The sequence below is a fragment of the Falsiroseomonas stagni DSM 19981 genome (assembly GCF_900114315.1).
GTDB classification, from domain to species: domain Bacteria; phylum Pseudomonadota; class Alphaproteobacteria; order Acetobacterales; family Acetobacteraceae; genus Falsiroseomonas; species Falsiroseomonas stagni.
Map to the genome: position 1 here is coordinate 132,811 of NZ_FOSQ01000001.1, position 20,920 is coordinate 153,730.

Sequence of the window (20,920 nt, forward strand, 5' to 3'; positions counted from 1 at the left end):
AAGGAACGACCATGTTCATGAGCCGGACGGTACGGGCCCTGCTGCCCGCGAGCTTCACGGATCGTCGCTCCGGTGGCGATCGCCGCGCCTCCGCGCGCGACATGGCGGCCATGATGGCGGCGATCGACATGGCGCAGCCGATGATGCTGCTGGGCGCCGACGGCGTGGTGCAGGACGCGAATGCCCCGCTGGCCGCGCTGCTTGGCGTGTCGGCGGATGCGCTGGCGGGGCGGCCGCATGCCGCGCTGCTCGCGGAGGCGGAGCGTGACAGCGCGGCCTTTCGCCGGTTCCGCGATGCCGTCGCCGCGGGCCAGGCCGGCCATGCGCGGCTGCGCCATGCCGGTGCCGGCGGGAACACCGTCACGCTCGACCTGATGATGCAGCCTCTCGCGGCCGAACCGGGCCGCCCGGCCCGCCTGGCGGTCCTGGTGCGCGACGTCACCGCCCAGGCGATGGAGGAGGCGAAGAGCCATCACATCGGCCAGTCGCTGGAAAAGGTCTCGGCGGCGATGATGATGGTGGACCGCGACTTCGTCGTCACCCACGTCAACAGCACGACCGTCGATCTCCTGAAGCGCTACGAGCCGGAGTTCCGCAAGGTCTGGCCGAACTTCGTGCCGGAACGGATCGTCGGCATGTGCATCGACACCTTCCATCGTGATCCCCGGCATCAGCGCCGGATGCTGGCGGACGAATCCCGCCTGCCCCACCGCACCGACATCAGCGTGGGCGAGGTGAAGTTCGCCCTCACGGTCAATGCGAGCCACGCGCCCGACGGCACCTATGACGGCAACATCCTGGAATGGCAGGAGGTGACGACGCTCCGCACCCAGCAGGGGCAGCTCGCGGCCATCGACAAGGCCATGGCGGTGATCGAATTCACCCTGGATGGCCGCGTCGTCCATGCGAACGAGAATTTCCTCGCCGTTCTCGGCTACACGCTGGATGAGGTGCGCGGCCAGCACCACTCCCTGTTCGTCGATCCCCCCTATCGCCAGAGCCCGGAATACAAGGCGTTCTGGGACAAGCTCGGCCGCGGCGAATACGATGCGGGGCAGTACAAGCGAGTCGCCAAGGGTGGCCGGGAAGTCTGGATCCAGGCCACCTACAACCCGATCCTCGATGCCAATGGCAAGGCGTTCAAGGTGGTGAAATACGCCACCGACGTGACGGAAGCGAAGCTTCAGGACGCCGATTTCCGCGGCCAGATCGCGGCGATCGACAAGGTGATGGCGGTGATCGAATTCGGCCTGGATGGTCGGGTTCTCGGCGCCAACGCGAATTTCCTCCATACCCTCGGCTATTCGCTGGAAGAGGTGCGCGGCCAGCATCATTCCATGTTTGTCGAGGCCGCCTATCGGCAGAGCCCGGAATACCGCGTATTCTGGGACAAGCTCGCGCGGGGCGAGAACGATGCGGGCCAGTACAAGCGCATCGGCAAGGGCGGCCGAACGGTCTGGATCCAGGCGAGCTACAACCCCATCCTCGACATGAACGGCAGGCCCTTCAAGGTGGTGAAGTACGCCACCGACATCACCGCCCAGGTGGATGCGGCGGAAGCCCTGAAGCTGGCCGTGGCACAGACCCAGGCCGTGGTGGCATCCGCCCAGGCCAATGACCTCAGCCATCGCGTGCCGCTGGACGGCAAGGCGGGGGAGATCGGCGCGCTCTGCGGCGGCATCAACGGGCTGCTGGACACCATGTCGTCGGTCGTCGCCGGCATCACGGAAAGCTGCGGCACCATCGCCACCGCGTCGCGGGAAATCGCGATGGGCAACACGGACCTCTCGCAGCGGACGGAGGAGCAGGCCTCGAGCCTGGAGGAGACCTCCGCGAGCCTCGAGGAGCTGACCAGCACGGTGAAGCAGAACGCCGAGAGCGCGCTGCAGGCCAACAAGCTCGCGGCCTCGGCGAGCGAGATCGCGACGCGCGGTGGCATGGTGGTGACGGAGGTGGTGCGGACGATGGACGGCATCACGCAGTCCAGCCGCAAGATCAGCGACATCATCGGCGTGATCGACGAGATCGCCTTCCAGACCAACATCCTGGCGCTGAACGCGGCGGTTGAAGCGGCCCGCGCCGGGGACCAGGGCCGCGGCTTCGCGGTGGTGGCGGCGGAAGTGCGCAGCCTGGCGCAGCGCAGCGCCAATGCGGCGAAGGAGATCAAGGCACTGATCTCCGACAGCGTGCAGAAGGTGGACAGTGGCTCCAAGCTTGTCGGTGCGGCCGGCCAGACGATGGATGAGATCGTCGGATCGGTGAAGCGCGTGACGGACATCATGGCGGAGATCTCGGCCGCGTCGCAGGAACAATCGGCGGGGATCGAGCAGGTCAACGTCGCCGTCGCGCAGATGGACAAGATCACGCAGCAGAACTCCGCGCTGGTCGAGGAAGCGGCGGCCGCGGCGAAATCCATGGAGGAGCAGACGGAGGCGCTGTCCGGCATGGTCTCCGCCTTCGTGCTGAACGCCGACCAGGCGCCGCCCGCACCCAAGGGCCGCGGTGCCCCGCGTGCCGCCGCGCGGCCCGCCTCACGCCCCGCGCAGCCCAGCCAGGCCAAGGCCACGGCATCGGATGACGAGTGGAAGGAGTTCTGATCCATGTCCGCCGCGGCAACCCTGCCCGGACCCTCGGTCACTGCGCTCATGCAGGAAGTGCTCCTGCTTGACGAGGATTTCGTCGCCATCGCCGCCATGGTGCGGGAGGCTTCGGGCATCGTCCTCGGCCAGAACAAGAGGGACCTGGTGCATGGGCGGCTGCGGCGGCGCCTGCGGGCGCTCCGCCTCCTCAGCTTCAGCGACTACCGCGCCATGCTGGAAGGCCCGGACGGCGCGGAAGAACGGGTGCGGATGATCAATGCGATCACCACGAACCTCACCGGCTTCTTCCGCGAACCCCATCACTTCGAGGCGCTGGGTGACCGCGTGCTGCCCGCCTTGTCGCGGGACCAGCGGCGGCTGCGGATCTGGTCCGCCGGCTGTTCCTCGGGCGAGGAACCCTACACCATCGCCATGACGCTGCATCGCGCCATGCCGGACCTCGATACCTGGGACGCGAAGGTGCTGGCGACCGACATCGACACCGACATGGTCGCGCATGGCGCCGCCGGACTCTATGGCATGGAACGCGTCGCGGCCATCCCGGCGGAGTTGCGGCGTGCCCATGTGCGGCGTGTCGATGCCTCCACCGTCGCCATGGGCGATGAGCTGAAGGACCTCATCGCCTTCCGGTCGCTCAACCTGCTCGGCCCCTGGCCGATGCGCGGGCCCTTCGATGCGATCTTCTGCCGGAATGTCGTCATCTATTTCGACAAGCCGACGCAGCGCGTGCTGTTCGACCGCTTCGCGGATATGCTGAAGCCCGGCGGCATCCTGTTCGTCGGCCATTCCGAAAGCCTCTACCGCGTGAGCGAACGCTTCACGCATCTCGGCCGGACCATATACCGCAGGGTCAAATGAGCCCCGCCCTGGCGGTGTCGGCCCCGGCCACCGCCGGCGCCGCGCTGCAATCGCGCCTGCTGCTGTCCGGCGATCCGCTGGCCGGGCGGCGGGCGGTGAAGGTGGGCCCTGGCGAATACCATGTCTCGGCGGAGGAGGAGGCAGTGATCGTCACCGTGCTCGGCTCCTGTATCTCCGCCTGCATCCGCGACCCCGTCGCGCGGGTTGGCGGCCTTAATCACTTCATGCTGCCGACGAGCGTCGATGGCGGATGGGGCAAGGCGGCGGCCAGCCTGCGCTACGGCAATTTCGCGATGGAGCGCCTGGTCAACGACCTGCTGGCGCGCGGTGCGCACCGCGGGCGGATGGAGGTCAAGCTGTTCGGCGGCGCGCGGCTCGGCGCCAGCACGGACAGCGTCGGCAGCCGCAACATCGAATTCATCGATGCCTATCTGAAGGCGGAACGGATGCAGGCGGTGGCGCGGCACCTCGGCGGTGCGCGCGCCCGCAGTGTCGTCTACCAGCCCGTGCTCGGCCGCGCCTTCATGCGATTGCTGCCCGAGGCGCAGGAGATCGTCTGCGCCGAGGAGGGCAAGCTGCGCCGTCACCTCGCCAATCGTCCGGTCGGCGGCAGCATCGAGATGTTCGAATGACAGGAAGGGTGAGCGGCATGCCGATCCGGGTGCTCGTGGTGGATGACAGTGCCCTGATCCGGCAATTGCTGACGGAACTCCTTTCCGCCGATCCGGGGATCGAGGTCGTGGGCACGGCGGGCGATCCGCTGGTGGCGCGGGAGAAGATCAAGGCGCTGTCGCCGGATGTGCTCACGCTCGACATCGAGATGCCGAAGATGGATGGCCTCAGCTTCCTGGAGAAGCTGATGGCGCTGCGGCCGATGCCGGTGGTGGTCGTCTCCACCCTGACGCAGAAGGGCACGGATGCGGCGCTGCGGGCGCTGGAACTGGGCGCCATCGACTATGTCGCGAAGCCGTTGATCGATATCCGCAGCGGCATGACGGCGCTGGGCGAGGAGCTGGTCGCGAAGGTCCGCGCGGCCGCCGCGGCCAGGCCGCGCGCCCGCGCCATGCGTGCGGTGGCGAGCGTGCCGCTGCAGGTGGATGCCCGCCTTTCCACCGCCGGGCGCATCGTCGCGGTCGGTGCCTCCACCGGGGGGGTGGAGACGCTGCAGCAATTGCTGCTGCAGATGCCGGCGACGGCGCCGGCCATCGTGATCACCCAGCACATGCCGGCGGGCTTCACGACCAGCTTCGCCAGGCGGCTCGACCAGCAATGCGCCATGACGGTGGTGGAGGCGACGGATGGTCGGCGCATCCTGCCGGGCCAGATCTATATCGCCCCCGGCGCGCGCCACCTGGAGGTGACGCGCACCGGCGCGCATTACGCCTGCCGCCTGCATGATGGCCCGGCGGTATCCGGCCACCGTCCCTCGGTCGATGTGCTGTTCCAATCCGTCGCGACGGCAGCGGGCGCGAATGCGATGGGCATCATCCTGACCGGCATGGGCAAGGATGGCGCGAACGGCCTTCTGGCCATGCGGCGCGCCGGGGCACGGACGCTCGGCCAGACGGAGGCGAGCTGCGTCGTCTACGGCATGCCCAAGGCCGCCATGCAGATCGGTGCCGTGGAGCAGGAGCTGACGGTGGACCAGCTGGCGCGGGAGATCGTGCGCGCGCGGGAGGCCGAGCCCGCGCGCCGCACGGCGTAGTCAGCGCGCCTTCGCCCAGGCCGCGAAGCGCGTCGCGGCATCGGCGTTCACCGCGCCATCCGGCATCTCGCCCCGCGCCAGCATCCCCACCTGGCGGACGGTATCCATCGCCTGGTGCTCCGCGGCTTCCGGCGTCAGCCCGCCGACATGCGGCGTGGCCACCACATCCGCGCGCGCGGCCAGGCGGGGCGCCGGCCGCTGGTCCGGCGCGCTGCCGACATCCATCGCCGCGCCGCGCAGCTGGCCGCTTTCCAGCGCCGCCTCCAGCGCGTCCTCATCCACCAGCTCCCCCCGGCTGAGATTCACCAGGAAGGCGCCGCGCTTCATGCGCGCGAAGGCGTCCGCATTCATCAGGTGCCGCGTCTCCGGCGTGGAGACGGCGAGGGGCATCACCACGTCGCTCTCGGCCAGCAGCGCGTCGCGTCCCAGGGCCTCGGCGCCTTCCACCGCCGCGTAAGGGTCATGCACCACGACGCGCATGCCCATCGCCGTGGCGATGGGCGCGATGCGCCGGGCGATGCGTCCCCAGCCGATCAGGCCGAGTGTCTTGCCCTCCAGCTGCACGCCCATCCGCACCTCCGGCAGCGTGCCGTTGTGGTAGGCGGTGCTGCTGGCGGAGACGCCGCGCGCCAGATCCACCATCATCCCGATGGCGAGTTCCGCCACGCTGGCGGTGAAGCCCGGCGTCGCCTGCGTCACCAGCACGCCGGCCGCGCTGGCCGCTGGCACGTCGATGGTGGAGATGTCGACCGCCACGCGCAGGAAGGCCAGCAGATCAGGCGCCGCGGCGAAGGTGGCGGGCAGGCCGGGGGTCGACCGGTCCGCGACGATGCAGTGGCAGCCGGCGGCGGCGCCTGCCAGCGCCTCGCCCGCCAGCGGCCGGTCGCCGGTGTGGAGCACGACCTCCGCCACCGCCCGCAGCGCGGCCTCCGCCCGGGGCGGGTAGTAGCCGGCCCGCATCTCGGGCGTATGGGTCAGGAACACGCGCAGCATGGACGTCTCGCCCTTTGGTTCTTCTGCGCCTAGCCTAGGCGGCATGAGCACGACGCACGAGATCCCCTTCACCGCGGGCACGGCCCCGCCCCGCCTGCCGGTGCCGCCGGGCGCGGTGGATTGCCATCACCACGTCTATGACGCGGCGTCGCCGGTGGCGCCGGGCGGGCGGCCCCATGCGGATGCCAGCCTGGCGGACCATGCGCGCGTGCTGGCGCGGCTCGGCGTCGATCGGCATGTGCTGGTGCAGCCCTCCACCTACGGGCTCGACAACACGCTGCACCTGGCGGCGCTGCGCCAGGCCGGGCGCGGGCGCGCGCGGATGGTGGCGGTGGTCGCGCCAGACACGCCGCGCGCCGGACTCCGCGCCATGGCGGCGGAGGGCGTGGTCGGCGCGCGGGCCAACCTCGTTCAGGGCATCCCGCTGAGCGTCGATGATGTCGCGCCGCTGGGCCGGACCATGGCGGAACTCGGCTGGCACCTGCAGCTCTATGCGACGCCGGCCATCATCGCGGGGCTCGCGCCCGTGTTGCGCGCGCTGCCCTGCCCGGTGGTCTTCGACCATTTCGCGCAGCTGCCGCTTTCGGACTGGGGAGCAAGCCCGGCCTGGGCCGTGGTGATGGACCTGATGCAGGCGGGGCGCGGCTGGATGAAGCTGTCCTCCCCCTATGCGCTGGACCAGGCGCGGCCTGAGGCGGTGGGCGAGCTGGCGCGGGCGCTGGTGGCGGCGGTGCCGGAACGGCTGGTCTGGGGCACCAACTGGCCGCATCCCAACGCCACGACCATCCCGGACGATGCGGCGCTGCTGGACCGGCTGGCGGAATGGGCGCCGGCGGCGGCGACGCGCCAGGCGATCCTGGTCGACAACCCGGCGCGGCTCTACGGCTTCGATTGATCCTCAGCGGGCGTCTTCCCGGCCCAGCTTGCCAGGGGAAAGCGCAGCTCCGCCTGCAACCCGGCTGGCGTCCAGTCCAGAAGCTGCGTGCCGCCGAGGCGACGGATCTGCGACTGGATCACCGCCATGCCGGTGCCCTTGCGCGATGGCGGCGCGGTGACAGGGGCGCCGCCCTGTTCCGTCCAGCGCAGCACCACCTCCGCCCCCTCGCCCCTTGCCTCGATCCGCACCTCTCCGCTGGGAAGGGCGAGCGCCCCGTGCTTCGCGGCATTGGTGGCCATCTCGTAGAGGATCATCGCCACCGGCTGCACCGCATTGGCCACCAGGTCCGGCACGTCATCGGCCTCCAGCGTCAGGTGGTCGCGATAGGCGGCGAGTTCGGAGGCGATCAGCAGGGCGAAGGCGGCCGGATGCTGCGCTGCCTGGTCCAACAGCGTCTGGGTGCGGGCGAGCGAGAGGATCCGCCCCTCCAGCCGCCGCTTGTAGTCCGGCACATCCGCCGCCTGGGTCAGCCGCAGCAGCGCCTGCACGACGGACAGCGTGTTGTTGGCGCGGTGGTTCACCTCCCGCACCAGCAGGTTGCGGCGCGCCTCGGCCTCCGCCTCATCGGTCACGTCACGCAGCATGCCGACGATGTGGGTGCGCGCGCCGGGCGGCCCGAACATGCGGCCGAGGAATTCGACATGGCGGATGGCGCGGTCGGTCTGGCGGATGATGCGGACGCGCTCGCAGTAGATGTCGCGGTTGCGTTCGCCGCGCAGGTCGGCGGCGAAGGTGGCGCGGGCGGCCTCCACATCCTCGGGGTGGTAGCATTCCCAGAACCCCGTGCGGTCCACCGGCATGCGGGGCGGCACGGGCAGGCCGAACATGGCGAAGGCGTTGGGGCTCAGCACGACCAGTCCGGTGGCGACGTCCGATTCAAAGAAGGCGATGCCGAAATTCTCCATCGCCAGCCGCGCTCGTTCCCGGCCGGCTTCCGAGCCCAGGTCGAAGCCGATCATCCAGGCGACACGTCGTGCAGGCGTCCGCTCCCTCGGTTTGTCCTTCCAGCGAGTGGTGTATCAGCCCGTCCAGAGCCGGGCCAGCAGCAGCGTAACGAGTCCAGCCGCCATGGCCGGGAGCAGGCGGTGGCGCCACAGGCCGTAGGCCAGGCCGCCGGCGGCAAGGCCGGCCAGTCGCGCCGGCCATGGCACGGTGGCCAGCAGCCCGGCGGGGGCGGCGATCGCCAGGGTGACGAAGGCGGCGAGGGTGGCCACGGACACGGCCGAGGCCCAGGCGATGGCCGGGTGATCCGGCCGCAGCGCGCCGCCCAGCAGCAGGCCGCAGCCCCGCAGCGCCAGGCCGATGCCCACGGTCAGCGCCAGCGCCCAATCCGCGCTGCTCAATGCCGGCGGCCCCAGAGGAAGGCGAGGGTGCCACCCAGCAGCCCCGCCAGCGGCAGCCCCCAGGCGCCGCCCACGGCAAGGGCGAGGGGCGCGGCGAGCACACCGGCGGCCAGTGCCGGCGCGACGCCCGGCCTGGCCGCATCGGCCGCCAGCAGCAGGGCGAAGTAGAGCGGGTTGGCGAAGAGCAGCGCGGCGCGGAGTTCGGCCGGCAGGTTCGGCGCGGCGAGGTGCCCGGCGGCGGTGGCGGCCATGGCGGCGCACCAGGAGGCGATGGCGAAGCCGAGGAACCAGGGCCGCCGCGCTGGCTCCGGCAGCCCCGGCAGCACGCGCATGCCGGCGGCCCAGGGCGTGATGGCGATGAACGGAAGGGCGAGGTATCGCCCCCGGCCCCGGCCGAGCAGCGGTGCGATGGCGACGGCCATGGGCAGGAAGCGCGCATTGGCCGCCGTCGCTGCCACCACCGCCGGCAGCGCCGCCCCGCCCCCTGCCGCCACCTGCAGCAGCACGAGCTGGCCTGCCATGCCATAGACCGCGCCGGTGCAGAGCAGTGCCCAGGGCAGCGACAGCCCGGCTTCCGCCACCGCGGCCCCGAAGGCGAGGAAGGTGGCCCCCATGGCGAAGGCCGGGGCGCCGAGGGCCTCTCGAATTCCGGTGTGGAGCGACGGATGCATGGGGAGAGGATGCCGGTGGGCGGGGTAACCGTCACGCCCCGTTGCCCCGACACCGAATCCCGCGGTCCAGGGTCCCGCCGCACCCTGGCCGGGGGTTGCAGGAGGGCGGCGCCCCCCTGCGGGGCGGTGCTGGTTGCGGGGGGCGGCGCTACTCCGCCGCCGCCGGCCCTGCCGCCACCCGCCGCCGGGGCAGGACCGCGATCGGCGCCAGGCACAGCACCACCAGGAAGGCCACCAGCGCCTCCGCGCTTTCCGGCAGGCCGATCGCCACCAGTGCCGCCGGCAGGTCGACCGGGGTGAAGCTCACGAATGCCTGTTCCTGCATCTCCTGCACCGCCGCCGCGGTGAAGCGCGCCGCCATCACCAGCAGGAACAGGCTGGTGCCCAGGAACAGCGGCCGCAGCGGCAGGCGGCGCGTGCCACGGCGGATCGCCAGCCAGAAGCCGAACAGCAGCACCGCCGCCACGGCCGCGCCGGTGAGGACAGGCAGCGGCTGTGCCTCCGCCCCCAGCGCCGCCAGGAACAGCACTGTCTCCGCCCCTTCGCGGAACACGGCGAGGAAGCCGATCGCGGCGACGGCCAGCGCCACGCGCCGGCTTTCCAGCGCGCGGCCCGCCTGCTGCTTCAGGGCGTCCGACCAGGCACGGGGATCGGCATGGCGTGCCAGCCAGCCGCCGGTCCACAGCATCAGCCCCGCGGCCAGCAGGCAGGTCGCGGCCTCGATCCGGTCATCATGCTCGCCGCCGAGGAAGATGGCGTAGAGCACGGCGACCACCAGGCTGGCGCCGAGCCCGGCGGCCGCGCCCCACCCCAGCGCGCCGGCGCGTTCGGGTGCGGCGCGGCCGACGAAGGCGGCAAGGGCGGCGAGGACGAGGACGGCTTCGAGGCCCTCCCGCAGCAGGATCAGGCCGGCATCGAGCATGAGGGACATGGGGGCAGGGCTTTCTGCAATTGCGAGTCGTTCGCAATTTAAGCCCTGGCGCGGAGGATTTCACGTGAAACAACGGCAAGCCGCGGCCCCGGGATCAGCCCGGGGACGCGGCGGCCGGTCGGGCCATGCAGGTCAGGCGATGACGGAGACGCCGTCCACCGCGCGGGTCTGCACGACGGCCTGGAATTCCCAGAAATCGGCCAGGGCCGCGGCCAGGTCGGTGGTGGTGGCGCCGTTGGCGAACAGGCCGTTCCATTCCGCCAGCTCCGCCGCGTCCGGCGCGCGGCCGAGTGCGCCCTGGTGCAGCAGCGTCGCCACGCCGGCCTCGTCCAGCCCGGTCATGCGGGACTGGTATTCATCCGTCGCCGTCAGCGCCCGCGCCACATCGGCCGGGGACCAGCCGCCATCGAGTTGCGCGTCCAGGGCACGAAGCTCCGCCAGCGTGGCGTCGCGGCCATAGGCCATCCGCACCAGGCCGGCCCCGAAGCTCATGCCCCAATCCGCGACGAAGGTACCGCTGGGGGGTGCGGGCTGGGCAGCAATGACGTAGGCCTCGGTCGCGACCATGACCAGGAAATCGGCGCGGTTGCCGGCCTCCAGCCGTTCCAGCAGCAAGGCGACGCCGCCCTCGGTGGGCGGCGCGCCGGCGGCGTTGGTCCAGGCCGCGGTGACGAAGGCGCGATCATCCCCGATGGCGCCGATGCCGCCCTGGGCGAGGAATCCGTCTGCCAGGTCCCGCGCCTGGATGCGCCCCGCATCCAGCGCATCCGCCGCCCAGCCGGTGCCGAGCAGCGAGGAATCGCGCCCGAGGACGATGTCGTGCAGCCGGTCCACCAGCGCCGCGTTGCCGCCATTGCCGATCACCTCCCGCCCATCGGCGAAGCGGATCTCGCTGCCGCCGACGGTCGTGCTGCGGCCATCCGCGGTGGTCACCAGCGCGAGGTCGGGGGCCAGCAGCGTGACGGTGGCCTGGTCGCGCAGGAGGGTGGTGGTGTCGATCGCCGCGGGGGTGCCGGGCTGCGGGGCGGGTGCCGGGATCGGTTCCGGCGCGGGCGCGGGCTCGGCCACCACCGGTGGCGCGGGTTCTGCCACCACCGGTGGCGCGGGTTCTGCCACCACCGGTGGCGCGGGTTCTGCCACCACCGGTGGCGCGGGTTCTGCCACCACCGGTGGCGCGGGTTCTGCCACCACCGGTGGCGCGGGTTCTGCCACCACCGGTGGCGCGGGCGCCGGGGCGGGGGAGGGCGCCGCCACGGGGGGCGGGGCCGCGTTGCCGATCACCACGCCGGCCGCCGCCGTCCACACCGGCAGGCCCGCGCTATCCGCTACCGAATGGCCCTGGCCGGTGCCATTCGCGCCCCAGAGCTTGCCGATGCCCCAGGCATAGTCGAGCACCGCGCCCACCGGCAGCGCCTGGCCGAAACTGACCACCAGGCTGTCCGCATCGAGGATCGCCGCGCCGGTCGCCGGCACCCGCGTGCCATTCGGCAGCAGCGCGGACCAGCCGACGCCGGCCGCCGCATCCGCATCCAGCGCCGCGAAGCCCGCCACCCCGTCATGCCGCACATCCACCTGCAGGCGCGTCGGCTCCAGCCGCGTCGCCGCCACCACCTGCGGCCCGTCGGAGGCGATGTTTCCGCCCGCCAGCGCGACGGGCGATCCCGGCTTCGCATAGGCCGCGAATTCCTCCGCCGCCACGCGCGCGATGCGCGTCGCGACGATCAGCGCGTCGGAGGCCGAGATATGCGCGCCCCCATATTCCCGCGTCGCCTCATTGCCATCGTAGTTGTCGAGATCGACGTTGAGGTCCGGCGCCCGTGCCGCAATCCGGGCGTTGAAGCCGGGGTCCGCGGCCAGCGTCTCCATCGCCTGGCGGATGGCCTGGTGCCCGCTATCCGTGCCGTCGCCATAGGGATGCGCGGCGACGTAGAGGTAGGGGATGTCCCGCCCCAGCACCTGGCGCACCAGCCCCGCATCGACCCGCATGGCCTGGGCGAGCGAGGAGGCGGAAAGATCGGCATCCCGGCTGTCATATTCGCTGTGCAGCCAGACCAGCGCGGTGGCGTCGCCCGGCCCGTCGGCCAGATATTGCCGCATGCGGCTCAGGAAAAGCTGCTCCAGCTCCCCGGCCTGCCAGCCACCCCCCGGCGCTGGGTCCATCCATTCATCGAGGAAGGCGGTGGCGGGATAGGCGGTGTCGCCGCCCTGGGCATCCCGGTCATAGACCAGCGTGACGCGATCATTCACGCCATCGAAGCCGAGCAGCCGCTCCACCTCCGTCACCAGCCTTCCCGCACCAGCGAAGCCGTCGAGTTCGGCGAGATAGGCGGCGTTGGACTGGCCGCGAAGGATGAGATCGAGCTGCAAGGTCGGTGGCCCCCGGTTGTTGTTCGGGGGGGCAATGCCGTGGGCCCGTCATGGTTCGGCGCACTGACGGGCTAGTGAGAATCAGCGCGCGGGGCCGCGTAACGTTGCGGGAAATTCTCTTTCCGGCTGGTCACGACGGCGTGCGATGGCGCCCCGCGCGGTGCCGCTGCCGCATTCAGGCCATGAAGCGGGCGTCGCGCGTGGCGGCGATTGCCTCATAGGCGGTCTTCACGGCATCCGTCCCATGCAGCCTTTCCAGGCGCCGCACGGTGAAATGCCCCTGGGCCACGCCCCGGAAATGTTCGAGGAAGGCGATGTTGATCGCCGCCCCGCCGGCCGCGCCGATCAGCGGCGCCGCCTGGGCGGAGATCTTCAGCGCCACGGGCCCGCCGAAGCGCGCGGCGATGGGGCCGAGGAAGCCCGGCAGCAGCATCCCCGCCACACCCTTGCCGATCGCGCCCTTCAGCGCCTCCGCCAGCGCGACGCGGACGGCGAAATAGCCGGATTCGGCGGCGTCATCCCGCGCATCCCGCCCGCCGAGCGCGAAGACCTTCAGGCATTCCGCCGCCACCAGCGGGTCCGCCAGGTCCTCCCCATGCTCCGCGGCGATGGCGGCGATCTGGCGCAGCAGCAGCGTGGTGGAGACGGGCAACTCCACCAGCGTGCCCGGCAGGCCGAGCGCCCCGCCCGCCGCACCGGTCGCCGCCGCCAGGCCGCGATGGAACCAGGCGGTGGGGAAGGGGGTCGGGTTGGCGCTGGGTGAGGCCTTGAGCGCCGCCTGCATGGCCGATGCCAACGCCTTCCGCACCGCGCCATCCAGCATGGACTGCACGCCCGCCGGCAGGCGCGACCGCAGCGCCTCCACGGGGGCGCCGACCATGCCGGCGATGCGCGCGGCAAGCGACACGGTCTCCAGCTGCAAGACGGCGCGGGCGAGTTCCTCCCGCGCGTCGTCGGTCAGGATGCCAGAGGGGCGAGGCGCGATGGTGAGGGACATGCGACACCATACGGGGGTTCGTGCGTCATGACGCACGGGGCGCCGTATGGTCCCGCAGCCAGGTCGCGAATTCGTCTTCGGACAGGTCGCCGGCGGCGAGGTCGAGCATTGCCACCGTGGCCATCGCCGGAGGCGCCACCAGGTCCAGCCCGTTCGCCATCAGGAAGACGCCCGCCGCAACGAAGGCCGCGCGCTTGTTGCCATCCACGAAGGGATGGTTTCGCACGATGCCATGGGCATAGGCCGCCGCCAGGCGGCACATATCCGTCTCAGCCTCATAGGCATGACGGTTGAGAGGGGGGGCGAGGGCGCTGTCCAGCAGCCCCTCATCCCGGAGCCCATCGGCGCCGCCGAATTGCCGCAGGCTTTCGCGATGGAGGTAGAGCAAAGCCCGCTTGTCGAGCCAGCGGGGGGTGCTCACGCCGCCCCCGCTACTTCGCCAGTGCCGCGAAGGTCTCCCGGTACTTGCGCATCATCTCGCGCCCGAGGTCGAGCTGCGCCTCGGTTTCCTGCGGCACGACGGTCAGCAGCAACCCGTCCTGGCTTTCCACGACCTGGAGGCTGTCGCCTTCCGCCAGGTTGAGGCGGGCGAGCAGTTCCTTCGGCAGCACCACACCCACCGAATTGCCAACCGCGCGCAGCTTCAGGGTCGCCACGGCTCATGCCTCCGTCATGGCATCGCCAGGGATGCCGTGTCAACGAAAGTTATAACTTACCATCTTGCGGTAAGTCGATACCAAAAGTATCGCCACACGACCCTGTGCCCTGGTCGGTCCTACAGGATGAACCGCGACAGGTCCGCGCTGCCCGCCAGCGGGGCCACGCGGGTCTTCACCAGCGCGCCATCCACCGTGATCGTCTCCCCGCCCCGGTCGGAGGCGGTGAAGCTGATCTCGTCCAGCAGACGTTCCATCACCGTCGCCAGCCGCCGTGCGCCGATGTTTTCCACCGTCGCATTGATCTCGGCCGCCAGTTCGGCGATCGCATCCGTCGCGTCGCTGGTGATGTCGAGCGTGACACCCTCCGTCCCCAGCAGCGCGATGTACTGCTTCACCAGCGAATGCTCGGGCTCCGTCAGGATGCGCCGGAAGTCGTCGCGCGTCAGGGCGGACAACTCCACGCGGATCGGCAGGCGGCCCTGCAGTTCCGGCAGCAGGTCGGACGGCTTCGCCTGGTGGAAGGCGCCGGAGGTGATGAAGAGGATGTGGTCCGTCTTCACCGGGCCGTGCTTGGTGGTGACGGTCGTACCCTCGATCAGCGGCAGCAGGTCCCGCTGCACGCCTTCGCGGGAGACGTCGCCGCCCCGCGTGCCGCCTTCGCTGGTGCGGGCGCAGACCTTGTCGATCTCGTCGATGAAGACGATGCCGTTGTTCTCGGCATTGGCCACGGCCTCGCGCGTCAGCGCCTCCTGGTCCAGCAGCTTGTCGGCCTCATCCTTCAGCAGGACTTGCCGCGCCTCCGCCACCGTCATCTTGCGGGGCTTCTGCCGGCCGCCGAACATCTTGCCCAGCATCTCCTGCATGTTCTGCATCTGCAGGCCCTGGGCGCCGGGCATGTCCATCATGCCGATCGGCATGCCGCCGGTCGTGTCGGCCACCTGGACCTCCACCTCCCGCGTCTCAAGCTGGCCCTCCCGCAGCATGCGGCGGAATTTCATGCGGGTCTCGCCGGAGGCCCCTTCGCCGACCAGCGCGGAGATCAGCCTTTCTTCAGCTGCCAGCTCCGCCTTCGCCTGCACGGATTTGCGCGAGTTTTCCCGCGTCTGCGTGATGCTGACTTCGATCAGGTCGCGAATGATGCTGTCCACATCGCGGCCGACATAGCCGACCTCGGTGAACTTCGTCGCCTCCACCTTCAGGAAGGGCGCATTGGCGAGTCGCGCGAGGCGGCGCGCGATCTCCGTCTTGCCGCAGCCCGTCGGCCCGATCATCAGGATGTTCTTCGGCACCACCTCCTCGCGCAGCCCGGGCGCGAGTTGCTGGCGCCGCCAGCGGTTGCGCAGCGCGATGGCCACGGCGCGCTTGGCGTCGTTCTGGCCGACGATGTGGCGATCAAGCTCGCTGACGATTTCCCGCGGCGAGAGGTTTACCGTCTCTGTCACGATTCAATCATTTCAAGAACGATGTTGCCGTTGGTGTAGACGCAGATGCCGGCGGCGATGGCCATGGAGCGCTTTGCGATCTCCTCGGCCGAAAGCCCCTCCACCGGCAGCAGCGCGCGCGCCGCCGCCAGCGCGTAGTTGCCGCCGGAGCCGATGCCGATCACGGCGTCCTCCGGTTCCAGCACGTCGCCCTGGCCGGTCAGCAGCAGGGACCGCTTGCCGTCCGCCACCGCGAGCAGCGCCTCCAGCCGCCGCAGGTAGCGATCCGTCCGCCAATCCTTGGCGAGTTCGACGCAGGCGCGTTCCAGCTGGTCCGGGAAGCGTTCCAGCTTCGCCTCCAGCCGTTCCAGCAGGGTGAAGGCGTCGGCCGTGGCCCCGGCGAAGCCGGCCAGGACGCGGCCCTGGGCGATGCGCCGCACCTTGCGGGCATTGCCCTTCACGACGGTCTGGCCCAACGAGACCTGGCCATCCCCCGCCATCGCCACGCGCCCATCCTTGCGGACGCAGAGGATGGTGGTGCCGTGCCAGCCGAGGGGATCATGCGGGGAGGGGGAGGTGTCCATGGCCCGCGCATGTGGCATCGGCTCGGTGTCAGTGCAATGCGGGGCGGCAGCAACGATGATGCAGAACAAATATGCAACAACGGCAGCCGTCACCCCGATTGTTGCACCCCCGCCATCACCCGGGCGTGGACCCCGCCCGCCCTATCCGCTAGTGCAGCGCCCATGACGCGCACCGCCAGCATCGCCCGCGCCACCTCCGAAACCGATATCCGCCTGACCCTTGCCCTGGACGGCACCGGCCAGGTCGAGGTCGCGACCGGGGTCGGGTTCTTCGACCACATGCTGACCGCGCTCGCCCGCCATTCGCTGATGGACCTCACCGTCGCGGCCAGGGGCGACCTGCATATCGACGACCACCACACGGTGGAGGATGTCGGCATCGTGCTCGGCCAGGCGCTGCGCCAGGCGCTGGGCGACAAGCGCGGCATCCGCCGCTTCGGGCAATGCCTGCTGCCGATGGACGAGGCGCTGGCCGAGGCCGCGATCGACATCTCCGGCCGTCCCTTCCTCGCCTGGTCGGTGCCCTTCCAGCGCCCCAAGATCGGCAGCTTCGACACCGAGCTGGTCGAGGAATTTTTTCGGGCGTTTGCCTTCAACGCGGGCATTACGCTGCATGTGACCTTGAAGGCGGGCACCAACGCCCACCATGTGGCCGAGGCCTGCTTCAAGGCGGTGGCCCGCGCGCTGCGCATGGCGGTGGAAGCCGATCCGCGGATGGCCGGCGAAATTCCCTCCACCAAGGGCTCGCTGGAGGGCTGATCGTGAAGCTCTACACCGTCCACGCGGCCCCGCCCCCACCCCCCGGTCCGGAGGGCTGGCCGGAGCCGAAGACCCGCGCCCCGGTCCTGGTGCCGGAGGGCTTCTCCCTCGCCGCCACCATCCTCGGCCCCTTCTGGTTCGCCTGGAACCGGCTCTGGTGGGAAGCGGCCGGCCTGCTCCTGCTCACCGTCGCCGCCGCCTTCCTGCTGCCGGAGCCGATCCTGAGCGCCACCACCGTCGCGCTGCACGTCCTGGCGGGGTTCGAGGCGCGGGACCGTCTTCGCGCCCGCCTGGCGCGCCTCGGCCTGCCGGAACAGGGCGTGGTGGTGGCGGACAGCCTCGATACTGCCTGGTTCCGCCTCGGCCAGCAGCGGCCCGATCTGGTGCGCGTGCTGCCATGAAAATTGCAGTCGTCGATCCCGGCTCGGGCAACCTCGCCTCCGTCACCCGGGCGCTGGAACGCGTCATCCGTGAGTCCGGCATCGCGGCGGAGGTCGCGGTGACGACGGATGCCGCCGATGTCCGCGCCGCCGACCGCGTGGTGCTGCCCGGCCAGGGCGCCTTCGCCGCCTGCCGCCGGGGCCTCGATGCCCTGCCGGGCATGGTCGATGCCCTCACCGACACTGTGATGACCCGCAAAAGGCCCTTCCTCGGCATCTGCGTCGGCATGCAGTTGATGGCGGAGCGCGGGCTGGAACATGGCGTGACCCCCGGCCTCGGCTGGATCGGCGGCGAGATCGCGCCGATGGACCCGCGCGACGATGCCGGCGCGGCACTGCCCCTGCCGCAGATGGGCTGGAACGCCCTGGTGCTGGACCAGCCGGCGCATCCGCTGCTGGCGGGCATCGCCCCCGGCGCGCACGCCTATTTCGTGCATTCCTACGCGCTGTCCGGCGGCCGGCCGGGCGAATTGCTGGCGAGCGCCACCTATGGCGGCAAGGTCGCCGCCATCGTCGGGCGCGACAACATCGCCGGCACGCAATTCCATGTGGAGAAGAGCAGCCTGGTGGGCCTCCGCATCCTCGCCAATTTCCTGCGATGGACCCCATGAGCCCCACCATCCAGCGTGCCGGCCAGCACAAGATGGCGGTGGAGATCGCCACCGAGCTCTCGCCCCATGACCTCGACGAACTCTGCGAGGCGACGAACGCCGCGATCATCGAAGGCGGCGGCTTCGGCTGGGTGCAGAGCCAGGACCGCGCCGCGCTGGCCCGCCACTTCAAGGGCGTGCTGCTGGTGCCGGACCGCACGCTCTTCGTCGCGCGCCTCGATGGCACGGTGGTCGGCAGCGCGCAGCTGGTCCGCCCGCCGCGCAACAACGAGGCGCAGGCCTTCGCCGCCCAGCTGACCCACGCCTATATCGCCCCCTATGCCCGCGGCCATGGCCTGGCCCGGCAGCTGGTCGAGCGCGTGGAGGAATACGCCGCCGGCACCGGCATCCGCGTCCTGAACCTCGATGTGCGGGAGACGCAGGCAAGCGCCATCGCGCTGTTCGAGGGCCTCGGCTACACGCGCTGGGGCACCCATCCCGCCTATGCGCGGGTGGATGGCCGCACCGTCGCGGGCCATTTCTACCACAAGCTGCTGGAACCCGGCCGCGGGCGCAGCACGGAAAGCCTGATCGGGGGCGGGTGATACCCATGGGTTTCGTTCTCTATCCCGCCATCGACCTCAAGGGCGGCCAGGTCGTGCGCCTCAAGCGCGGGGACATGGCGCAGGCAACCGTCTATGCCGATGATCCCGGCGCCCAGGCCGCCTCCTTCGCCGGCCAGGGCTTCGCCTGGGTGCATGTCGTGGACCTCGACGGCGCCTTTGCCGGCAAGCCCGCCAATGTGGCGGCGGTGCAGCGCATCATCGCTGCCGTCCCCGGGCTTTCCGTGCAATTGGGCGGCGGCATCCGGGACATGGCGACGGCGGAAGCCTGGCTCGCCGCCGGCGTCACCCGCATCATCCTCGGCTCCGCCGCCGTGAAGGACCCCGACTTCGCCCGCGCCGCCTGCCGCGCCTTCCCGGGGCGCGTGGCACTCGGCATCGATGCGCGGGACGGCTTCGTCGCCACCGAAGGCTGGGCGGAGACGAGCAGCACCACGGCGGTCGATCTCGCGAACGCCTTCGAGGGTTCGGGCGCCGCCGCCATCATCTACACCGACATCGCCCGCGACGGCATGCTGAGCGGCGTGAACGTCACCGCCACCGCCGCGCTGGCCCGCGCGGTCACCATGCCCGTCATCGCCTCCGGCGGCGTCGCCTCCACCGACGATATCGTGGCGCTGAAGGCCGAAGGCGTCGTGGCGGGCGCCATCCTGGGCCGCGCGCTGTATGACGGGCGCGTGGAACCCGCCGCCGCCCTGGCACTCGCCGCCGCCTGAACCGCGCATGGCCGCCCCGCTGCAACTGGCGGAGACGGCCTGCTTCATCCTCGCGGCCTGGCTGGCCGTGCGGGCGCTGGCACGGGCGGTGAAGGGCCAGCCCTTCCGCCGCCGGGATGCCGGCGCGGCGCTGGTCCTGGTCCTCGCCGGGCTGCTGCTGGGCTGGGCCCGCCAGATCATCGCTTGACCGGCGGCGCCAACGGTCGCAATCAACCCGGGCCTTCGCCACCCGGCGCGGCCCCTGACAAACCCGGACTTGCCTGTCCCCCAGCGGAGCGCCCCCGGTGCTGGCCCTGCGCGTGATCCCCTGCCTCGACGTCAAGGACGGCCGCGTCGTCAAGGGCGTGAATTTCCTCGAGCTCCGCGACGCCGGCGACCCCGTCGAGCAGGCGCGGATCTATGACCGCGAAGGCGCGGACGAGATCACCTTCCTTGACATCACCGCGAGCCATGAGGGGCGGGACACGATGCTCGACGTCGTCTCCCGCACCGCGGCCCAGGTCTTCATCCCGCTGACCGTCGGCGGCGGCGTCCGCGCGGTGGAGGATATGCGCCGCCTGCTGCTGGCCGGCGCCGACAAGGTGTCCGTCAACTCCGCCTTCGTCACCGACCCCGCCTTGGTGACCCGTGGCGCGGAGGCCTTCGGCAGCCAGGCCATCGTCGTGGCCATCGATGCCCGGTCCTCCGGCGACGGGAAGTGGGAGGTCTTCACCCATGGCGGCCGCCGCGGCACCGGAATCGACGCCATCGAATGGGTGCGGGAGGCCGAGCGCCGCGGCGCCGGGGAGATCCTGCTGACCTCGATGGACCGGGACGGCACCCGCCAGGGCTTCGACCTTGGCCTGCTGCGCGCGGCGCGCGCGGCGGTGCGGCTGCCGATCGTCGCCAGCGGCGGCGTGGGTGAGGTCGGGCATTTCGTCGAAGGCGCCAGGGCCGGGGCCACCGGCCTGCTGGCCGCCAGCGTCTTCCATTACGGCCAGATGCGCATCGCGGAGGCCAAGGCGGCGCTGGAGACGGCAGGACTGCCGACCAGGCCCATGGCGGAGGCTGCGTGATGGGCAAGGCCGCGATCCCCAAGGCGAAGCCGGTGAAGGCGCCCAAGGCGAAGGCGCCCAAGGCCAAGCCGGCCAAGGCGAAGCCCGTGAAGGCCAAGCTGGTGAAGGCGAAGCTGCCCAAGGCCAAGCTGGCCAAGCCCAAGCTGCCCAAGGCGAAGAAGAAGGCGCTGAAGGTCGCGGCCAGCCTGCCGCTGCCGCCCGGCATCCCGGTGGCGCAGCAACTCGCCATGCCGAAGGCCGCGTCCGCCGCCGGCGCCGGCGCGCTCGGCCCCTTCAGGGTGGAGGGCGCGGAGGCCGCGATCCTCGACACGCTGTGGCGCACCATCGAGGCCCGCCGCGCCGCCGGCGACATCGAGCATTCGCACTCCGCCCGCCTGCTGGCCCGCGGCACCGCCAAGGTCGCCCAGAAGCTGGGGGAGGAGGCGGTGGAATGCGTGATCGAGGCGACGATGGGCAACCGCGCCGCGACGGTGCTGGAAAGCGCCGACCTGCTCTATCACCTGCTGGTGCTCTGGGTGGATGCCGGCATCGCGCCGGCGGAGGTCTGGGCGGAGCTTGCCCGCCGCCAGGGCATTTCCGGCATTGCGGAGAAGGCGTCCCGCCCGAAGGGCCTGGTCCGCGCCGCGAATACCACCAAGCTGCCCTGACGCCCGGCGCCGCTTGCGCGGCCC

Annotated in this window: 24 protein-coding genes; 13 read left to right on the forward strand and 11 right to left on the reverse strand. The window is 71.1% G+C overall.

The window, feature by feature from the left end; translation table 11 throughout:
- Positions 1-17: 17 nt before the first annotated feature.
- From BM041_RS31720 to BM041_RS00620, 4 genes are read left to right on the forward strand one after another with little or no spacing between them, the layout of a single operon-like run.
- The gene (locus tag BM041_RS31720) at positions 18-2,597 is read left to right on the forward strand and encodes a methyl-accepting chemotaxis protein (RefSeq protein WP_217648571.1); all 2,580 of its coding nucleotides are present in this window, start codon (positions 18-20) and stop codon (positions 2,595-2,597) included.
- A 48-nt stretch (positions 2,598-2,645) separates the two neighbouring features.
- Positions 2,646-3,458 carry a CheR family methyltransferase gene (locus BM041_RS00610; RefSeq protein ID WP_245761865.1) on the forward strand — a complete coding sequence of 271 codons (813 nt, stop codon included), beginning with the start codon at positions 2,646-2,648 and terminating at the stop codon, positions 3,456-3,458.
- Complete coding sequence (locus tag BM041_RS00615) at positions 3,455-4,090, forward strand: hypothetical protein (protein ID WP_092953960.1); 636 nt, start codon at positions 3,455-3,457, stop codon at positions 4,088-4,090. The genes BM041_RS00610 and BM041_RS00615 overlap by 4 nt, the downstream gene beginning before the upstream one ends.
- A 17-nt stretch (positions 4,091-4,107) precedes the next feature.
- The gene (locus tag BM041_RS00620) at positions 4,108-5,163 is read left to right on the forward strand and encodes a protein-glutamate methylesterase/protein-glutamine glutaminase (protein ID WP_092953963.1); all 1,056 of its coding nucleotides are present in this window, start codon (positions 4,108-4,110) and stop codon (positions 5,161-5,163) included.
- Here the strand turns inward: BM041_RS00620 and BM041_RS00625 are convergent, their stop codons facing one another.
- Positions 5,164-6,156: an NAD(P)-dependent oxidoreductase gene (locus BM041_RS00625; RefSeq protein ID WP_092953966.1), complete on the reverse strand. Its 993-nt coding sequence runs from the start codon at positions 6,154-6,156 to the stop codon at positions 5,164-5,166.
- 43 nt (positions 6,157-6,199) lie between these two features.
- Here BM041_RS00625 and BM041_RS00630 point away from each other — a divergent pair, with 43 nt between their 5' ends.
- Positions 6,200-7,051, forward strand: a complete 852-nt coding sequence (locus tag BM041_RS00630; protein WP_175533644.1) for an amidohydrolase family protein — start codon at positions 6,200-6,202, stop codon at positions 7,049-7,051.
- On the opposite strand, the gene BM041_RS00635 is transcribed toward BM041_RS00630, so the two are convergent.
- The 10 genes from BM041_RS00635 to hslV form a co-directional block, all read right to left on the reverse strand.
- The gene (locus BM041_RS00635; RefSeq protein WP_092953973.1) at positions 7,036-8,052 is read right to left on the reverse strand and encodes a PAS domain-containing sensor histidine kinase; all 1,017 of its coding nucleotides are present in this window, start codon (positions 8,050-8,052) and stop codon (positions 7,036-7,038) included. The two genes, BM041_RS00630 and BM041_RS00635, sit on opposite strands and share 16 nt — an antisense overlap.
- A 60-nt stretch (positions 8,053-8,112) precedes the next feature.
- Positions 8,113-8,436, reverse strand: a complete 324-nt coding sequence (locus BM041_RS00640) for a hypothetical protein (RefSeq protein WP_092953976.1) — start codon at positions 8,434-8,436, stop codon at positions 8,113-8,115.
- Positions 8,433-9,107, reverse strand: a complete 675-nt coding sequence (locus BM041_RS00645) for an AzlC family ABC transporter permease (RefSeq protein WP_092953979.1) — start codon at positions 9,105-9,107, stop codon at positions 8,433-8,435. The genes BM041_RS00640 and BM041_RS00645 overlap by 4 nt, the downstream gene beginning before the upstream one ends.
- Before the next feature lie 148 nt (positions 9,108-9,255).
- Complete coding sequence (locus BM041_RS00650) at positions 9,256-10,038, reverse strand: FTR1 family protein (protein ID WP_092953982.1); 783 nt, start codon at positions 10,036-10,038, stop codon at positions 9,256-9,258.
- Positions 10,039-10,170: 132 nt separating this feature from the next.
- Positions 10,171-12,405, reverse strand: coding sequence for a DUF4214 domain-containing protein (locus BM041_RS00655; protein WP_092953985.1), 2,235 nt, complete (start codon positions 12,403-12,405; stop codon positions 10,171-10,173).
- A 175-nt stretch (positions 12,406-12,580) separates the two neighbouring features.
- Complete coding sequence (locus BM041_RS00660) at positions 12,581-13,402, reverse strand: EcsC family protein (protein ID WP_092953988.1); 822 nt, start codon at positions 13,400-13,402, stop codon at positions 12,581-12,583.
- A 25-nt stretch (positions 13,403-13,427) separates the two neighbouring features.
- Positions 13,428-13,823, reverse strand: a complete 396-nt coding sequence (locus BM041_RS00665) for a type II toxin-antitoxin system death-on-curing family toxin (RefSeq protein WP_092953991.1) — start codon at positions 13,821-13,823, stop codon at positions 13,428-13,430.
- Positions 13,824-13,833: 10 nt separating this feature from the next.
- Complete coding sequence (locus BM041_RS00670; protein WP_092953994.1) at positions 13,834-14,058, reverse strand: AbrB/MazE/SpoVT family DNA-binding domain-containing protein; 225 nt, start codon at positions 14,056-14,058, stop codon at positions 13,834-13,836.
- Between the two features lie 119 nt (positions 14,059-14,177).
- Complete coding sequence (hslU, locus tag BM041_RS00675) at positions 14,178-15,503, reverse strand: ATP-dependent protease ATPase subunit HslU (RefSeq protein ID WP_092953997.1); 1,326 nt, start codon at positions 15,501-15,503, stop codon at positions 14,178-14,180.
- Entirely contained in the window at positions 15,500-16,066 is a 567-nt protein-coding gene (hslV, locus tag BM041_RS00680) for an ATP-dependent protease subunit HslV (protein ID WP_092954000.1), read from the reverse strand. Before hslV ends, hslU begins: the two co-directional genes overlap by 4 nt.
- A gap of 162 nt (positions 16,067-16,228) precedes the next feature.
- On the opposite strand from hslV, the gene hisB reads away from it, so the two are divergent.
- The 8 genes from hisB (at position 16,229) to BM041_RS00720 (ending at position 20,896) form a co-directional block, all read left to right on the forward strand.
- Positions 16,229-16,825, forward strand: coding sequence for an imidazoleglycerol-phosphate dehydratase HisB (gene hisB, locus BM041_RS00685; protein ID WP_092954003.1), 597 nt, complete (start codon positions 16,229-16,231; stop codon positions 16,823-16,825).
- A 2-nt stretch (positions 16,826-16,827) separates the two neighbouring features.
- A complete protein-coding gene (locus BM041_RS30360) occupies positions 16,828-17,226 on the forward strand; it encodes a DUF2628 domain-containing protein (protein WP_092954005.1) in 399 nt (132 codons plus the stop codon).
- On the forward strand, positions 17,223-17,876 hold the full coding sequence (gene hisH / locus BM041_RS00695; protein WP_092954008.1) for an imidazole glycerol phosphate synthase subunit HisH: 654 nt from the start codon (positions 17,223-17,225) through the stop codon (positions 17,874-17,876). The genes BM041_RS30360 and hisH overlap by 4 nt, the downstream gene beginning before the upstream one ends.
- Positions 17,873-18,460, forward strand: a complete 588-nt coding sequence (locus BM041_RS00700; protein WP_245761866.1) for a GNAT family N-acetyltransferase — start codon at positions 17,873-17,875, stop codon at positions 18,458-18,460. The genes hisH and BM041_RS00700 overlap by 4 nt, the downstream gene beginning before the upstream one ends.
- A 5-nt stretch (positions 18,461-18,465) precedes the next feature.
- Entirely contained in the window at positions 18,466-19,194 is a 729-nt protein-coding gene (gene hisA / locus BM041_RS00705) for a 1-(5-phosphoribosyl)-5-[(5-phosphoribosylamino)methylideneamino]imidazole-4-carboxamide isomerase (protein ID WP_092954010.1), read from the forward strand.
- 7 nt (positions 19,195-19,201) lie between these two features.
- On the forward strand, positions 19,202-19,381 hold the full coding sequence (locus BM041_RS00710) for a hypothetical protein (protein ID WP_092954013.1): 180 nt from the start codon (positions 19,202-19,204) through the stop codon (positions 19,379-19,381).
- A 97-nt stretch (positions 19,382-19,478) separates the two neighbouring features.
- A complete protein-coding gene (gene hisF, locus BM041_RS00715; protein ID WP_092954016.1) occupies positions 19,479-20,249 on the forward strand; it encodes an imidazole glycerol phosphate synthase subunit HisF in 771 nt (256 codons plus the stop codon).
- A complete protein-coding gene (locus BM041_RS00720; RefSeq protein WP_092954019.1) occupies positions 20,249-20,896 on the forward strand; it encodes a phosphoribosyl-ATP diphosphatase in 648 nt (215 codons plus the stop codon). Before hisF ends, BM041_RS00720 begins: the two co-directional genes overlap by 1 nt.
- The last annotated feature ends 24 nt before the right edge of the window (positions 20,897-20,920 follow it).

Excerpts from the sequence above, each read along its gene's own strand:
- BM041_RS00620 (WP_092953963.1), top strand. The coding sequence starts at position 4,108 with ATGCCGATCCGGGTGCTCGTGGTGGATGACAGTGCCCTGATCCGGCAA.
- BM041_RS00635 (WP_092953973.1), bottom strand. The coding sequence starts at position 8,052 with ATGATCGGCTTCGACCTGGGCTCGGAAGCCGGCCGGGAACGAGCGCGG.
- BM041_RS00630 (WP_175533644.1), top strand. The coding sequence starts at position 6,200 with ATGAGCACGACGCACGAGATCCCCTTCACCGCGGGCACGGCCCCGCCC.
- BM041_RS00660 (WP_092953988.1), bottom strand. The coding sequence starts at position 13,402 with ATGTCCCTCACCATCGCGCCTCGCCCCTCTGGCATCCTGACCGACGAC.
- hisA (WP_092954010.1), top strand. The coding sequence starts at position 18,466 with ATGGGTTTCGTTCTCTATCCCGCCATCGACCTCAAGGGCGGCCAGGTC.
- BM041_RS00720 (WP_092954019.1), top strand. The coding sequence starts at position 20,249 with ATGGGCAAGGCCGCGATCCCCAAGGCGAAGCCGGTGAAGGCGCCCAAG.
- BM041_RS00710 (WP_092954013.1), top strand. The coding sequence starts at position 19,202 with ATGGCCGCCCCGCTGCAACTGGCGGAGACGGCCTGCTTCATCCTCGCG.
- BM041_RS00625 (WP_092953966.1), bottom strand. The coding sequence starts at position 6,156 with ATGCTGCGCGTGTTCCTGACCCATACGCCCGAGATGCGGGCCGGCTAC.
- hisB (WP_092954003.1), top strand. The coding sequence starts at position 16,229 with ATGACGCGCACCGCCAGCATCGCCCGCGCCACCTCCGAAACCGATATC.
- BM041_RS00610 (WP_245761865.1), top strand. The coding sequence starts at position 2,646 with ATGCAGGAAGTGCTCCTGCTTGACGAGGATTTCGTCGCCATCGCCGCC.
- BM041_RS00700 (WP_245761866.1), top strand. The coding sequence starts at position 17,873 with ATGAGCCCCACCATCCAGCGTGCCGGCCAGCACAAGATGGCGGTGGAG.
- hisH (WP_092954008.1), top strand. The coding sequence starts at position 17,223 with ATGAAAATTGCAGTCGTCGATCCCGGCTCGGGCAACCTCGCCTCCGTC.
- hslV (WP_092954000.1), bottom strand. The coding sequence starts at position 16,066 with ATGGACACCTCCCCCTCCCCGCATGATCCCCTCGGCTGGCACGGCACC.
- BM041_RS31720 (WP_217648571.1), top strand. The coding sequence starts at position 18 with ATGAGCCGGACGGTACGGGCCCTGCTGCCCGCGAGCTTCACGGATCGT.
- BM041_RS00615 (WP_092953960.1), top strand. The coding sequence starts at position 3,455 with ATGAGCCCCGCCCTGGCGGTGTCGGCCCCGGCCACCGCCGGCGCCGCG.
- BM041_RS00645 (WP_092953979.1), bottom strand. The coding sequence starts at position 9,107 with ATGCATCCGTCGCTCCACACCGGAATTCGAGAGGCCCTCGGCGCCCCG.
- BM041_RS00650 (WP_092953982.1), bottom strand. The coding sequence starts at position 10,038 with ATGTCCCTCATGCTCGATGCCGGCCTGATCCTGCTGCGGGAGGGCCTC.